The 16,121-nt window shown below is 37.5% G+C and carries 12 protein-coding genes; 3 read left to right on the forward strand and 9 right to left on the reverse strand.

Annotated features, from left to right (window positions below):
* Window positions 1-1,074: RNA-guided endonuclease InsQ/TnpB family protein (locus tag ACKPEB_RS06770; protein ID WP_408964099.1), on the forward strand; the 1,074-nt coding region annotated here is incomplete at its 5' end.
* Between the two features lie 43 nt (window positions 1,075-1,117).
* On the opposite strand, the gene ACKPEB_RS06775 is transcribed toward ACKPEB_RS06770, so the two are convergent.
* The gene (locus ACKPEB_RS06775) at window positions 1,118-2,023 is read right to left on the reverse strand and encodes an alpha/beta hydrolase (protein ID WP_408964100.1); all 906 of its coding nucleotides are present in this window, start codon (window positions 2,021-2,023) and stop codon (window positions 1,118-1,120) included.
* A gap of 801 nt (window positions 2,024-2,824) precedes the next feature.
* On the opposite strand from ACKPEB_RS06775, the gene ACKPEB_RS06780 reads away from it, so the two are divergent.
* Window positions 2,825-3,214: a hypothetical protein gene (locus tag ACKPEB_RS06780; RefSeq protein WP_408964101.1), complete on the forward strand. Its 390-nt coding sequence runs from the start codon at window positions 2,825-2,827 to the stop codon at window positions 3,212-3,214.
* Between the two features lie 45 nt (window positions 3,215-3,259).
* On the opposite strand, the gene ACKPEB_RS06785 is transcribed toward ACKPEB_RS06780, so the two are convergent.
* From ACKPEB_RS06785 to ACKPEB_RS06810, 6 genes are all read right to left on the reverse strand, one after another.
* Window positions 3,260-4,618 carry a cytochrome P450 gene (locus tag ACKPEB_RS06785; RefSeq protein ID WP_408964102.1) on the reverse strand — a complete coding sequence of 453 codons (1,359 nt, stop codon included), beginning with the start codon at window positions 4,616-4,618 and terminating at the stop codon, window positions 3,260-3,262.
* Window positions 4,619-4,902: 284 nt separating this feature from the next.
* The gene (locus tag ACKPEB_RS06790; RefSeq protein WP_408964103.1) at window positions 4,903-5,175 is read right to left on the reverse strand and encodes a hypothetical protein; all 273 of its coding nucleotides are present in this window, start codon (window positions 5,173-5,175) and stop codon (window positions 4,903-4,905) included.
* Between the two features lie 148 nt (window positions 5,176-5,323).
* Entirely contained in the window at window positions 5,324-6,958 is a 1,635-nt protein-coding gene (locus ACKPEB_RS06795; RefSeq protein ID WP_408964105.1) for an alpha-D-glucose phosphate-specific phosphoglucomutase, read from the reverse strand.
* Window positions 6,959-7,078: 120 nt separating this feature from the next.
* Complete coding sequence (locus tag ACKPEB_RS06800) at window positions 7,079-8,614, reverse strand: ATP-binding protein (RefSeq protein ID WP_408964106.1); 1,536 nt, start codon at window positions 8,612-8,614, stop codon at window positions 7,079-7,081.
* A 632-nt stretch (window positions 8,615-9,246) separates the two neighbouring features.
* On the reverse strand, window positions 9,247-10,593 hold the full coding sequence (locus ACKPEB_RS06805; RefSeq protein WP_408964107.1) for a TldD/PmbA family protein: 1,347 nt from the start codon (window positions 10,591-10,593) through the stop codon (window positions 9,247-9,249).
* Window positions 10,594-10,701: 108 nt separating this feature from the next.
* A complete protein-coding gene (locus ACKPEB_RS06810) occupies window positions 10,702-11,403 on the reverse strand; it encodes a Uma2 family endonuclease (protein WP_408964108.1) in 702 nt (233 codons plus the stop codon).
* Between the two features lie 318 nt (window positions 11,404-11,721).
* On the opposite strand from ACKPEB_RS06810, the gene uvrC reads away from it, so the two are divergent.
* Complete coding sequence (gene uvrC, locus ACKPEB_RS06815; RefSeq protein WP_408964109.1) at window positions 11,722-13,599, forward strand: excinuclease ABC subunit UvrC; 1,878 nt, start codon at window positions 11,722-11,724, stop codon at window positions 13,597-13,599.
* Window positions 13,600-13,686: 87 nt separating this feature from the next.
* Here uvrC and ACKPEB_RS06820 read toward each other — a convergent pair whose 3' ends face one another.
* Together ACKPEB_RS06820 and ACKPEB_RS06825 are read right to left on the reverse strand one after the other, a co-directional pair.
* On the reverse strand, window positions 13,687-14,964 hold the full coding sequence (locus ACKPEB_RS06820) for a response regulator (RefSeq protein ID WP_408964110.1): 1,278 nt from the start codon (window positions 14,962-14,964) through the stop codon (window positions 13,687-13,689).
* Between the two features lie 105 nt (window positions 14,965-15,069).
* Complete coding sequence (locus ACKPEB_RS06825; protein WP_408964111.1) at window positions 15,070-15,975, reverse strand: response regulator; 906 nt, start codon at window positions 15,973-15,975, stop codon at window positions 15,070-15,072.
* Between the last annotated feature and the right edge of the window lie 146 nt (window positions 15,976-16,121).

The raw sequence follows: 16,121 nt of genomic DNA on the forward strand, positions 1-16,121 counted from the left end.
TTAAATGCCTGTATTCAGCACTATCAAGAAACTGGCAAAAGCCTAAAATTAGCATCTTATAAGGGAATGCTCCCTCAACTTAAAAAAGAATATCCTTGGCTCAAAGAGGATTGCTACTCATCGGTTCTCCAATGTGTCGCAATCAATTTAGATAGAGCTTACAAGAACTTTTTTGAGGGACGAGCTAAATTCCCTAATTTCAAATCAAAACATCACAAGCAATCAATTCAGTATCCCCAAAGTGTTACTGTTAATGGTGAATACCTAAAAGTCCCTAAGATTGGTAAAATTAAAGCAATATTTCACCAAGAAATTACGGGAAATCCTAAAACGGTAACAATCTCCAAAACTTCAACTGATAAATACTTTGCTTCCATCTTATGTGAGGTAGAAGGAACTGACGTTAAACAGTCGGGAGACAATATTATTGGGATTGATCTAGGTTTAAAAGATTTCGCAATTACTCATAATGGAGAAAATGCAACTAAATACGCTAACTCCAAACATTTATATCGTCATCAGAAAAATTTAGCCCGAAAACAGAAAAAACTATCCCGAAAAACTAAAGGTAGTTCTGCGAGAGAGAAGTTTAGAAAAACTGTAGCTAAGGTTCATGAGAAAATAACCAATTCCCGCCAAGATTTCTTGCACAAATTATCAAGAAAATTGGTAAACGAAAGCCAAGTGATTGTCGTTGAAAACCTCAATGTCAAGGGGATGGTTAAAAACCGGAAGCTATCAAAAGCAATATCTGATGTGGGATGGGGAAATTTTGTCAACTTTATTGATTACAAGTTGAAGCAAAAAAACGGTGAACTTGTAGAAATTGATCGCTTTTTCCCTAGCTCCAAAACCTGCTCCTGTTGTGGTCATGTCTTAGATGAGTTATCTCTGGATATCAGGGAATGGGACTGTCCTAATTGTCATGCTCATCATGATCGTGATGAAAACGCTGCACTTAACATCAGGAATGAAGGAATCAGAATATTAACTGAAGACGGAGGGAACCCCGTCTTTGCCGATGGAGGCTGTGTAAGTCCACCTGATGAACAAGTAAGGGGCATCGGTCTGTGAATTCGGAAGCCTGCACTGACCCGATTAGGGCGGTGTAGGTAGTTCACATACTAGCTTTTTCTTCTCTTCCCTGTTCCCTGTGATATCCAGTTAAAAATTGTTGTACGGTTTGCCAATATTGATTCCCGCCCACCTGTCGAACATTATTATGACCGGCACCCGGAACAATTAAAAGCTGTTTTGGCTCTGCTGCTGCGTTAAATAAGGCTTGACTCATGGTTGGAGGAATTAACTCATCTTCTCCTCCATGAGTCAATAATATAGGCATTTTTAAAGAAGGAACTTTAGCTAAAGAATCAAATTTTTGTGTTAAAATTAAATCAATGGGAAACATCCAATATTTTTTCTTATAATCAACCATTTCACGAATATTAGTAAAAGAGCTTTCAATAATTAATCCTGCAATTTCAGGATGGTTATAAGCTAAGTTAATTGCGATCGCACCGCCCAAAGAATGACCAAATATATAAATATTTTCAGGATTAATTAAACGTTCATTCACTAAATAATCCCAAGCCGTTTCTACGTCTTCATAAACGGTTGTTTCAGATGGGGAACGGTTGGTGCTACGTCCATAGCCTCGATATTCAACTAATAAAACCGATAATCCCATTTGGTGAAATTGTTCAGCATCGTTCAAATTTGCTCCAATTGTATTGCGATTTCCATGTAAATCAATAATCACTTTTTCAGAGTCAAATTTTGTTGGAATCCACCAACAATGCACCGTTTCAACGGTTCCATAATTTGTATCAATTTTTAACTCAATATCTTCATAAGGTAAACCTAAATCATCAGGAGTCATCGAAATTAAACGCGAGGGAAAAAAGATAAAGTGAGTTTGCCGTACAAATAAAAATAGACAAGTGCTAAAATAAGCGATCGCACTTAATCCTAAAATCATTAATCCTGATTTTAAAATCATGTTTAGAATCCAATAAAGCATCATCTATTTCCTCAATTTTTACATAAAATTTACCGAGCCATTAATTAACAGTCTTAAGACGTTTAATTTAGGAATAATAAGAATTGGATTGACAGACAACCTTATTCTTTACGATTACAATCAACTCATTTCCGCTTAATTTGAGAAAACTTTGACAGCAACTCGTTGACCTTTGTTGAGATTAGGGGAAACAAAAAAGGCCCTAAGTTCCCTGAGTTCCTGTGAAGAAACTTTCTATTGATATCAATCAATCATATTGATTGTTTTTCCCTTGACTCACTCAGGGTTGGGGAAGGTTAACTATTAATAGGCCAATCACGAAACCGTTCTATAATGATTCACCGCAAGCCTTGAACCTGGGTGTTCTCTGTTTATGAAAGACAGAATTCTGGATTACCTTAACTATTGAATCATCCGTTTATTCACATGATAATTACACCATAAACCTTGACTTGACAAATTAATTTAATGTTGATACCATGTTTAGCTGTGTGCAAGCCAACAACTGTTAGCTATTCAAGTAGAAATCAAGTTTTAGTCATAAGCATCATTAAGCCTCAATAAAATTTTGAGGTGAATTGATCAACTGATTTTTTACTGAACTTCATCAACAATACCCTCGCTTAATTTAGGAGTTATTGATTCTATGGTTGGTGCCAATTACAGCGCTGAAGAACTGCGATATTTTTAAGTGATTACGGAATTCGGGCGTTATCTCGTTATCACAAAGATCATCCTTACCGTTTCTACCATGCGGGTCAGGAATATAAAGTTGAGTATATCCCTGGTGATTCGACTTCAGGAATGTTTGGGGGAAATTCCAACTGGCGTGGCCCGATTTGGATGCCTGTGAATTTCCTGTTGGTACGAGCGTTAATACAGCTATACAGTTACTATAACAACGCCTTGACCGTTGAATGTCCAACGGGTTCTGGACAATACAAAACCCTATTGGAAGTTGCCGAGGAAATCGAACATCGCTTGATTCGGATCTTCTTACAGGATCAGTCGGGGGCTCGTCCGGTGTATGGAGGGGCTGAGAAGTTCCAAAATGACCCTTACTGGAAAGACCTGATTTTATTCTATGAATATTTTCACGGTGATAATGGGGCTGGAATTGGTGCCAACCATCAAACCGGTTGGACAGGTTGTGTGGCTGAATTAATTCATTCTACAGGTCTTCCCAAGTCATAACTTGTTTGATTGATACTCTCTTTTAAACTAATTTTGAGAGTAAAATTAATTTCCTGGCGGCGTGAAAACTCCGTCAGGTTTTTTTAATACTTGAAATCGCACTCGCAAGCCATCACGGGGGCGGGGTGTGGGAACCAAAATTAAGTCTAAATTTTGTTCGGGTAATAGTTCCCATTCATAGTTTCTGGCTAATAATGCGGCAAATAATTTCATCTCTAATTTCGCAAATTCTTTACCCAAACATTCTCGCATTCCCCCTCCGAAGGGAACCCAACTAAAGGGTTTAGGTTGGTCTTCTGCACGGTCTGGACTAAAGCGATCAGGATCAAATTGTTCCGGTTGAGAATAAATATTTTGATCTTGATGAGTTTTGCTAATTTGATATAAAACTGACCATCCTTTCGGAATACAATAACCTTGAAATTCGCAAGTTTGAATCACTTCTCGAAATCCACCCCCAACCGGAGGAACAAACCGCAATACCTCTTTGATCACCTGTTCTAAATAAGTCATGGATTTTAAATCTTCAAAGGTGATGGGTTGGGAGAAATCAAACTGAGCTTGTTCGGTTCTAATTTTAGATAAAATATCAGGATGTTGGGCAACTTGTAGACAAAAGGAAGCGATCGCAGAGGTTAAGGTTTCATGTCCAGCAAATAATAAGGTTAAAATCTGATCCTTGAGTTCTTCAATACTCAGTTGATTTCCTTCATCATTTTTTGCTTGTAAAAGCAATCCTAACGCATCTTGTCCCGATGACGGTTGTTGTTGACGTTGACGAATGATTGTTTCAATTTCTTGTAATAATAACTGACGAGAACGAAATGCTCGATTAAACTTAGTTCCGGGTAAACGTAAGGGAATAGTAAATAAACCATTACACCAATCTTCAAATAATTCTTCTAAATGACTATCAGCCACTTTATCTGTTCCGACTAATAATTTACAAGCCACATCAAAGGTATATTTCCGCAGTTCAGGATACCAAGTAAAGGTTTCCATTTTTTCCCATTGTTGAAAATAACGGCGAGTCATTTCTTGCATCGTTATTCCATAACTTGCTAAGACTCTCGGTTGAAAAGCTTGGGATAAAATTTTACGGCGAGACTTATGAACGTCTCCAAGTTGCATCGATAAGGAACCTGATCCTAATAAAGTTCGGGTACTGGGTGGCCAAGTGGCAATAAAATATTTATTTTCATTTGCAAATAAAAAACGGTTGGCATCTGAACCCACCATGATCACCGTTGGACGACCAAAAATATTGGTTTTAAACACTGATCCATATTTTTCTTGTCGTTTATCGGCAAAATCAGGATCTTGCAAAAAGCTAATAGTTTCACCAATAATCGGTAAACCCAAATTTCCTGGCGGTAAAGGTAAGGTTGTTGTTGTTTCGTTCATAACCGTTGTGATGATTTTTATTAATTATTATATAACTAAATTTTTTGATGTTCTTAGCTTCTGATGTCTTATGAATTATTGACTATATACTGATTTTTTAATTACCATAAAATTATAAAATTGAACTTTACCGTAGAAAGATTTGCAAATACCTTAAGTGAATGGTAGAAAAATGTGATAGGCAGCAACGTGGTTACTGCCATCGCAGATGAAAAACTCGGTTGCTGCCCAGCAAAAATATCAGCTTTTCTTATATAGGTACTGTACCTGCCTATAATACCTATTCAATAGGTACTGTACCTATATCTTTCCCCAACGTGCATCAGCACCACGTCCTCTTTCTGAATCCGAATTAATGGCACTGTAATCCCTTCAATCCGATTAGAAGATTCCGTACTTTGGATAATTGCAGCTTGACGCAAAGTTTCTAAAACCTGCGGGGCTTGTTGTTTAAATAACTCTTGTTTACCTTTATATTCTCCAATTAGACGAATCGTTTGTAGAAGCTTTTGATTAAGTGGTTGTCGGTTGATTAGCTCATCTTCAAAGGAGTTCATTATGGATTGACCTCATTATCGTTTTATTGATATTGTTTCTAATTGATTTAGGTATGGTTTTAGTATTTATAATTCTATTTAACTATTAGATAACAATAAAATTGGTGGGCAGAGCCCACCCTACGAGTTTAGAGGAATTGACTCAATATTAGGTGATAACGGTCGGTTGTTGACGTCCGGTTATAGTTTTGATTTGAGCAATTTCATCGGCAATTTGAATTAATTCCCCTAACGCTTCTTGCGGATCTAAATTATGTTTGGTGGGGTCAGGTTCATAACTTTCTAAATAAACCCGTAACGTTGCTCCTTTGGTTCCTGTTCCCGATAACCGGAAAACAATCCGAGAACCATCGGTAAAGCCAATGCGAATGCCTTGATTTTTGCTAACACTATTATCAACTGGATCAGTATAACTGAAGTTATCGCTATATTCTACTTGATAGGAGCCGAATTTTTGATCTTTTAACGTGGGTAACTTAGCTTGTAACAGATCAACTAATTGATTGGCTTTTTCAGTTTCAATCTCTTCATAGTCATGGCGAGAATAGTAATTTCGTCCGTAGGTTTGCCAATGACTGCGAACAATATCTTCAACGGATTCTTGACGAACTGCTAAAATATTCAACCAGAACAATACCGCCCATAATCCATCTTTTTCTCGGACATGATTTGATCCAGTTCCAAAACTTTCTTCTCCACATAATGTGGCTTTTCCTGCATCTAATAAATTGCCGAAAAACTTCCATCCTGTCGGGGTTTCATAACAATCAATTCCTAATTTTTCTGCTACTCGATCCGGTGCTTGAGATGTCGGCATGGAACGGGCAACTCCCGCTAACCCGTCTTTATAACCGGGGACTAGATGAGCATTAGCAGTTAAAATCGCTAAACTATCACTAGGAGTGACAAAAAAGTTACGTCCTAACACCATATTGCGATCGCCATCGCCATCGGAAGCTGCCCCAAAATCCGGTGCATTTTCCCCAAACATAATTTCAACTAAATCATGGGCATAAACTAAGTTTGGATCAGGGTGACCGCCGCCAAAATCTTCTAAAGGTTTGCCATTTAAAACGGTTCCCGTAGGTGCTCCTAAACGCTGTTCAAAAATGGCATGGGCATAAGGCCCTGTCACCGCGTGCATGGAGTCCATACACATCCGAAACTTGCCCGATGTTAACAATTGTTGAATCAAGTTAAAATCAAATAAAGACTCCATCAATTCCATGTAAGGTTGCACAGAATCGATCACCTCAACGGTCATAGTTCCCAGTTTAAAACTACCGGGTTTATCTAAATTAATATCCGCCGCATCCATGATTTTATAAGCATCAATCACCAAGGTGCGAGCATAAATATCCTCGGTGATTTTTTCGGGTGCTGGCCCTCCATTACTGGCATTAAATTTGATTCCAAAATCTCCGTCTGGCCCTCCGGGGTTATGGCTTGCAGAGAGAATAATGCCCCCAAAAGCTTGATTTTTGCGGATGATACAGGAGGCGGCGGGAGTGGATACAATGCCTCCACATCCGACGAGAACCCGTCCTACGCCATTGGCGGCTGCCATTTTTAAGATCATCTGAATGGCTTGGCGGTTATAGTAGCGACCATCTCCCCCCACCACGAGGGTTCCGCCTTCATAGTCGGGTTGAGTATCAAAAATGGCTTGAACGAAATTTTCCAGATAATGAGGTTGTTGAAAGACTGGAACAGACTTGCGTAAGCCTGATGTACCTGGTTTTTGATCGTTAAACGGTTGAGTTGAAACGGTACGAATATTCATGAGACATTGACAATGGAATTCTAGCCCCAATTGTATCGGTACAGAACGCCGATTTTACATGATTCTAAGTCAAGATCCGATTTGTCCCAAATTGATATGGAATTATACCGTTAAAAGGATTCATCTCTGGGGTAGGATAATCTCAAAGGTTGTTCCTTGTGACTCTTGAGAAATACACTCTAACCGACCTTGATGTTTTTCTACAATAATTTGATGGGAAATCGACAACCCTAAACCTGTGCCTTTACCAACGGGTTTTGTCGTAAAAAATGGATTAAAAATTTGCTCTTGAACAAACTTGGGAATGCCGGGGCCATTATCGGAAATCGAAATGCGAACCGCGTCTGTAATTAAACAGTCGGGGTGCGTTTTGCATAGCTCTGTTTTGATGGTGATTTTTCGAGGAACGGGTTGGTTTTCTAAGGCGTCAATGGCATTAGCCAGAATATTCATAAATACTTGATTGAGTTGACTGGGGTAGCATTTGATTAACGGGAGTGCTCCATACTGTTTGATGACTTCAATTTCAGCATGATTCCCCTTCGCTTTGAGTTGATTATGGAGAATTTTTAAGGTTCCATCTAAACCAATATGGAGATCCGCCGATACCATTTGTTGATCATCTAAACGAGAAAAATTGCGTAGGGATAACGCTAAATCATACAATCGATTGGCTCCTAATCGCACAAATTCTATGCTTTGAGGTAGTTCATTAATAATAGTATTAATATCTGAAGCGATTATAAATTCTTGAATTTCTGGAACGGGTTCTGAATAATGGGATTGATAAAGTTTAACCAATTCCATTAAGGCTTCAATATCTTGATTAATGTAGGTTAGGTTTCCATAAATCGAGTTAATCGGATTTTTAATTTCATGGGCGATTTCTGTCATCATTTGTCCTAAAGTGGACATTTTTTCAGCTTGAATTAGTTGAGCTTGGGTTTGTCGTAAATCTTGTAAGGTTTTTTCCAGTTGTAATGCTCTTTCCCGTTCTTGAATTTCCGAAACTCGTAAGTTAGCTTCCGCTTGTTTTCGTTGAGTAATATCTCGGACAATGGCTAACACTTCATGGGTTCCACTTTTAACATATCGAGCTTCATAATGATACCATTGATCATCTCGCTTGACAACATACTCACCCATTTGAGTTTCTTCAGTTTCCAAGGTGATTTCCAGATAATATTCTGTCCATGTTGCTAAATCTTTCGGAAACACATCCTGAATTTTTTTGCCAATGATGTCTTTTGTATCTGGAAAATGAAGATCCTGTTTATCTGGATAATAATCCACAACAATTTTATCAGAATTTACACAAAAAATTAAATCAGGAATCGCTTTAATTAAGCTTTTTGTTTTAGCTTCTGCCTGTTCTAAGACTTGCGTGATTTGTTCATATCGTTCTTGGATAGAATTGAGAATTTTATTTTCAGATTCAATCGAAACTAAGGTAGAATGATTGAGTGCTGTCTTCAGTTCGGAGATTTCTTGCTCTTTCTTTTCAAGTTCTTTATCTAAACAGTTTCGTTCCGCAATCAACCGTTCATAATCACCCATAATTCTATAAAGTAAAGCATTTTTGCTCAACGTTTGGCATAGAGGGTCAATCATAAAGGTCTGATTACAAGATTCTTTCTGAAAAAGGTGCTGACTCATTTCTGGATTTCTCCTTTATTGTGTATTAATCCTTGAACGTTCTAGGATAATTGCCTGTCGTTTTTTTCCCTGAAATGAATAATACTAGCGTTAATGCTAGAAGCCTATAATCTTGATTGAAGAATAACCTGTAATTGTATAAGCAGAGAATCATATGATAGATGTTCTGTTGATCGACCTCTTAAACAAGTGGCTAACCTTGATTAGTATCCTTGTTAATGATGGTTGTCACGGAACTCAAGCTAGTCCCTAGTGTTGATTGCACGTTCTGAGCCAACTCTAACTTAATATTAACAGGGACTTTAGTAATCTAAATCACAAAAAAGATTAATTTTATTTAAAAAAATATTGGCAACATTATTTTTTTATATTTTCTTTATATTTAGTACAAATTTTCTTTAATTTTTTTAACAAATTATAACATGATTTTTAAAAGCTTGATTCTATCAACAACCTCGTTGGAGTTTAGGAAGTTGTTGATAGATTTGATTACCATTTATAACCTAGTTTTTGTTGCCTAGAAGTTGCTGAAGGAAAGCAATTTTCCTACACTTGAACTTCCGTAGCGGATTTTTATCGTTTTTTTTATGATTGATAGTAACTCCAATGATTGCAAGGATTAACTTCCCCTCTTAAACACTGTCGGTAATACTACTAAAATTAAAGGCTTTAACTTTAACTCCTGGTGCAACCGTATTCCCATAACGTTCAACGGAACTTAACGCTTCAACATGAGCTAAGAGTTCGGGTAAACATTGATTAAAACGCATATTTTTAATCGGATAAGCAATTTTTCCTTGTTCAATCCAAAACGTACCATCTCGTGTCATTCCAGTAACTTCTAAGGTACGAGGATTGACATAGCGAACATACCAAGCTCGACTGACTAAAATTCCTCGTTCTGTTTGAGCAATTAAATCTTCTAAACTTTGATTTGAGCCTAACATTACAATGGGAGACATCCCACCTGTTGCAGTTTTTCCTTGCTTTTGCGCCCAATATCGACTATAAAATAAGGTTTGAGGAATACCCGCTTTAATAATCTCTAAGTCATCTTTTTTCATGCCATCATTAAAAAAAGTAGAACTTTGTAATAAAGGATGGCTGGGATTTCGTTGCACCTGAATTAAGAAACTAAATAAAGGTTCACCGATGCGATTTCCCATCGGTTTTCCCTGAGAATTAGTCCGAGACATAAAAGATCGTCCTTCATCGGCTGCCCGTGCATCTAAATTCCAAATTACCCATTCTAATAAATCAGAAAATGCGGCTCCATCGAAGACAACTGGATAAATTCCGGGGCTAATTTCACGGGGATTTCTCGATAGCAACGCTCGATTAATAATCGTTTCAGTTAAGGATTTAATGGGTAATTGATTGACGCTGCAAGCGGTTCGTTGAGTCCAAGCTGAACCCGTTTCTATCCGTGCAGTCACACTAAAATCGGCAGAAGTTAAACGGTTACAAGCCCTTAATCCCCGTGAATTTGCCACAGCAAATAAAATGGCTTCACTGCTGAGGGTTCCCGATGCTTCTATGTTAGATTGAGTCGCTAATTGACATACTTTTTGTATTATTTTTCCTTTTCGTAAGGGAGATAAGTTAGCGGTTTCTTGATCAAAACCGGGCATACGGTCATCATAAGTCTGGGGTTCTAAGGGGGGAACCCATTCTGGGTCTTCCGGTGCGACCTGAGCGAGTTCTTCTGAACGGCGAAGGGTGGCGATAATAGCATCAGGTTCAAGTTCATTGGTGGAAGCACTGGCGCAGCGTTTGCCAAAATAGCTGGTAATGGAAAGATTAAATTGGCGGGTGGTGAGATTTTGACTAATTTGATTTTCTGAAAATCGGGTTAAGGATTCCTCGGTATTGTTGAGAGTAACAGTAACATCCTCGGCTTGGGAATGATGCAGAACAGTTTCTAGCAAAGATAGTGCTTGATCTGTGGAAATTAAAATAGAATTTGTTGCTAGAGTCATAAGTTGAGCGAGAGATTCTTGCCACTCTTATTCTAAGATATTTTTAAATTTTTTATCAACTTGATTATGATTTATTTTTTTATAATGAATAATTATTAGAGTTCTAATTTAAGGGGAATTAATTACCGCCATTAACCAGCGTGTTAAGGTTCCGTCATCTTCGGTTTGGGAACGTTGCAATGCTTCCACCACTAAAGCAATTTTTAATCCAGGTAAAACCAGAGATTCTTCGATTAATCGACTACCTTGATTTTCGACCGCAAAAGCTAAAATAGTGTTATCTTCAACGTTAATAACCCAATATTCTTGTATCCCTAATTGTTCATAAAGTAATCGTTTTCGACCAATATCATCGCTAAAAGAGGATGCACCTACTTCAACAATTAAATGAGGGGGAGTCAGTTCATCTAAATTAATTGGGGAGTTATTACGAGGCGGAAAATTAAAATGATCTCCAATATAAAATCCAATATCCGGTTGACTTTCTCGTAATCCTATTTTTCTAAATGATGGGTTTGTCAACTCTTTAATCCGAATGTTTTTTAAAGCGGCATAAACAATAATCACGGTGGAAATTATTGAATGATCCTGACTATGTGCTGAACCTAATGGTGACATTTCTATCCTCACATATCCTTGATCATAATAAAATTTACCCTCAGCATACTCAGGGTTGTTTGCTAAAGCTAAAAATTCCTCCCAGGTCGCTTTTACCCAAGTTTCTGTTGCTATTGTTTTTAAATCAGGGGGAGCTTGAACCATAATCAACACTTGAACCCTAAATTCAGCTACTTTATCAGTATAACTCATCAAATCAATCGTCACCCCCTGGTAATTAAACTCATTCTTGATCAATGCGATGAGGTAACTCTTTAATGCAATATTCTAAGTTCATCAATAATCTCTAAAGCGTCTTGATAACGTACTTCTAAAATACAATTTCTTAGGTCATTTAGTTCTTGAACCATCATCCTATCCTGATTTTCAATAGCCTCAACAAAATCCTGGTTTGAAGAACGGATAAATTAACCCTGAATCAGTCGGTAAATTACAACGTTTAAGACTCAATTCTTTGTTATAATTAAATTATAGCAATTTAATTTATTACATTCAAGCTTTAATCTAACCATGTCATCGATTATAACTCTTCCCCTGGTTAAAGATCCTGAACGCTTAGAAAAACAGTTACGAGATATTCCTCCCGTTCCGGGGGTTTATTTAATGCGAGATAGTCAGGATAATATTCTTTATATTGGTAAATCTAAAAAATTGCGATCGCGGGTTCGTTCTTATTTTCGAGACCATCATCATCACACCCCTCGAATTTCTTTAATGGTTCAACAAATTACTGAAATTGAGTTTATTATTACCGATACTGAAGCGGAAGCTTTAGCTTTAGAAGCCAATTTAGTTAAACAACATCAACCCCATTTTAATGTCCTGCTGAAAGATGATAAAAAATATCCCTATTTGTGCATTACTTGGTCAGAAGATTATCCTCGGATTTTTATTACTCGTAAACGACGTTTAGGAAACCTAAAAGATCGTTATTATGGGCCCTATGTGGATACGAGGATTTTGAGAGATACTTTGCATCTAGTCAAGCGAATTTTTCCGTTACGTCAACGACCAAAACCGTTATTTAAAGATCGCCCTTGTTTGAATTATGATATCGGTCGTTGTCCGGGGGTTTGTCAACGGTTAATCTCCCCTGAAGATTATCGAAAAATTGTGCAGAAAGTTGCTATGATTTTTCAAGGAAGATCTAGGGAACTGATTGATTATTTGACCGAACAAATGGAAGACGCTGCGGAGAATTTAAACTTTGAAACGGCGGCTAGAATTCGAGACCAAATTCAAGGGTTAAAATCTTTAAATGCAGAACAGAAAGTGTCTTTACCCGATGATCGAGTATCCCAGGATGCGATCGCACTAGCGGCAAATACGAAACAAGCTTGTATTCAATTATTCCAAATTCGAGCCGGACAATTAGTAGGACGGTTAGGGTTTACGGCGGAAGTTCCACCGGGGTTAAAATTAACAGAAATGGGGTTAATTTTACAACGGGTTTTAGAAGAACATTATCAAAGGGTTGATCCGGTTGAAATTCCCAGCGAAGTTTTAGTTCAATATGAGTTACCGGATGAATCAATTTTAACCGATTGGTTAAGCGATCGTAAGGGTAAAAAAGTAACCATTTTAACTCCTCAACGTCAACTTAAAGCCGAATTAATTGAGATGGTAGAACGCAATGCTAAATACGAATTAGAACGAGTCCAAAAATTAAGTGATCGCCGTACAGTAGCATTAGAAGATTTAGCCGAAATTTTGGATTTACCCGACCTTCCTCATCGAATTGAAGGTTATGATATTTCCCATATTCAAGGGTCAGATGCGGTGGCTTCCCGTGTGGTTTTTATTGAAGGTTTACCTTCCCAACAATACTATCGTCATTATCAGATCAAAAATCCTTCAGTTCAGAGTGGACATTCTGATGATTTTGCCAGTTTAGCAGAAGTGATTCAACGACGGTTTCGAGATTATTCCTCCTCAACAGATAAACCAGATTTAATTATGATTGATGGCGGAAAAGGTCAACTATCTGCGGTGGTTGCTGTCCTACAGGAGATGAATCTTTTAGAGGAAATCCGAGTGGTTAGTTTAGCCAAGCAACGAGAAGAGATTTTTCTTCCTGGGGAACGGTTACCTTTAGAAACTGACCCTGAACAACCGGGGGTTCAACTGTTAAGAAGATTACGAGATGAAGCCCATCGGTTTGCGGTTAGTTTTCATCGAAATAAACGGAGTGAAAGAATGAAGCGATCGCATTTAGATGATATTCCAGGGTTAGGACATCATCGCCAAAAATTACTATTAGCTCATTTTCGTTCCCTAGATTATATTAGAATAGCGACCCCAGAACAATTAGCAGAAGTGTCAGGAATTGGCCCTAAATTAGCTCAACAAATCTACAATTATTTTCATCCTTCTTCAGAAATTGTTTAAAAACCAGAATAGATATAGCAACCAAACCTAGACCGTATACCTGTCTTTTCTCCCAGTAAATCGCAGTTCCTGTTCCCATCTATAACTTTAATGTTGATGTAAGGGAATTTCAATAATAAATTCTGTTCCTTGGTCTAATTCTGAACAAAATTTAAAGGTTCCCTTGTGTTTTTCGACTATAATTTGATAGGCAATACTTAACCCTAATCCCTTACCTGAACCAACGGGTTTTGTCGTAAAAAAAGGATCATAAATTTGGCGACGGATTTCTTGGGGGATTCCTGTGCCATTATCTTGAATCCGAATTCTAATGGCTTGAGTTGAACTTTGATGAGGATGGGTAAAATCGCAGGCTTCAGTTTTAATCCAGATTTTAGGTTCCAGAAACGGATGATTTTTTTTGTGCTGTGCGATCGCATCAATAGCATTATTCAACACATTCATAAACACTTGATTTAAGTGACTTGGATAACAGACAATTTGTGGAATTTGACCATATAATTTAATAACTTGAATCGGATGATCTCGGTTTTGATTTAAACGACTTTGCAAAATCAATAAAGTATTATCAATTCCTTCATGAATATCCGCTAATTTTTTCTCTGACTCATCCAAACGGGAAAAATTCTTTAAAGATTGAATAATATTGCTAATTCGTTCAGTTCCCTGCTGCATCGACTTCAAAACTTGTGGCAAATCATCCATAATATACTCAACCTCAATTTCTTCCAGTTTTGTTTGAATCTCCGGTTGAGGCTGAGGATAAACCTTTTGATACAAATTAACCACCTCTAATAAATTGGCTGTATACTGGGAAACATAATCAAGGTTTCCTCGAATAAAGGTGACAGGATTATTAATTTCATGAGCAATTCCGGCAACAAACTGGACTAAACTTAACATTTTTTCATGTTGAATTAATTGAACTTGAGCTTGCTGCAAATTCGATAAAGCTTGCACTAACTGTTGATTACTTTTTAATAACGCTTGATTCAAATTTTGAATTCTTAATCCTGAACGAACTCGCGCTAAAATTTCCTCAATTTCAATGGGTTTAGAAATAAAATCATCGGCGCCTGAATCTAACCCGGTAATTCGATCTGTCATATTTTCTTTAGCCGTCAACAAAATAAAAAATGCAGAAGTCAGTTCAGGATCAGCTTTTAGACTTCTACAGACTTCTAATCCATCAACTCTCGGCATCATCCAATCACAAATCACTAAATTCGGATGATGTTTCCTGGCTAAACTGAGAGCAATTCCTCCATCCTCCGCCATATATACTTGATGTCCTTGTTCCTCTAGGGCGTGTTGCAGAATCAATTGTGTAGTAATATCATCATCTGCGACCAAAATTAGTGCCATAAATTAGAAATTAAAAAAGGGATAGAGAATGTTATTCGATTCTAGTAAGAAAGGGGAATGACAATCTTTTGAAAGAGGATTTTGGAGGTTCTATACTAAGAAAAATTAAGATAAATGGGTTTCAATAAAGGCGATCGCCTGTGATAATTTTTCTTCCATTTTGTTAACTAATTCTTCACAACCTTCTAAAGTTTTTTGACGAGCTTTTTGTTCTAAATCAGAAGCCAAACTCGGAAAATGTTGCATTCCGACATTTCCACTTGAACCTTTTAAACGATGGGCACAAGTGACCAAAGTTTCATAATCTTCTTGATGGATTGCTTCTTGAATCATCCTTAAATCGATTTGGGCATTATCAATAAACAATTGTAAAAGTTTTTGTTGAAATTCCAGTTTGCCCCGTGAGATGGTTTGTAATCGTTTTAAATCAAACGGAATCAAATGTTGTTCCTGAGTTTGATGATTCTTCTGGGAAGTCAAAGTTTTATCCTCAGAGAGTTGAATCATTGCAACTGACAATTTTACCGAAGGTTTGGAACTCACCACTTTTTCCCGTGAGCTCCACTGCTTTTGAGTCATCCAATACCGTAATACCGCCTCTAATTTCTCCTGTTCAAGGGGTTTACTAATATAATCATCCATCCCCACCGCCAAACATTTCTGGCGGTCAACGGGTAAGGCATGAGCCGTTAAAGCAATCACAATGGTATGTTGGTTCGGTTTTTCTCGTTCTCGGCATCGAAGTTCTTGGGTTGTAGCATACCCATCTAAGATTGGCATTTGACAGTCCATAAAGACAACATCATAATAATTCGATTCTAAGCGTTTTAAAGCTTCTTCGCCATTCTCTCCGATATTGACTTCACATCCTAGCAAATTTAACTGATTTAAAATCACTTGTTGGTTAATGGGATAATCTTCAACTAACAAAATTTTGAGCTTAAATTGGGGAGTTGGAGATAAAGAAGAGTCTTCTAAGGAAGGTTGAGATCGACGTTCTTCTATTGACACTCCCCCGTCAAGCTACGCACCATCAAACACCGTTACCAAACTCGTCAACCCTAAGTCAATCCCTGAAATTTTCCCAGTTTTATTTAGGATTAAATCGTTAGCTTCAAACAAAATAGCGGCAAAATATTTATCTGTACTGGTCTTAG

The sequence above is a fragment of the Planktothrix sp. genome (genome assembly GCF_046067725.1).
Taxonomy (GTDB): Bacteria; Cyanobacteriota; Cyanobacteriia; order Cyanobacteriales; family Microcoleaceae; genus Planktothrix.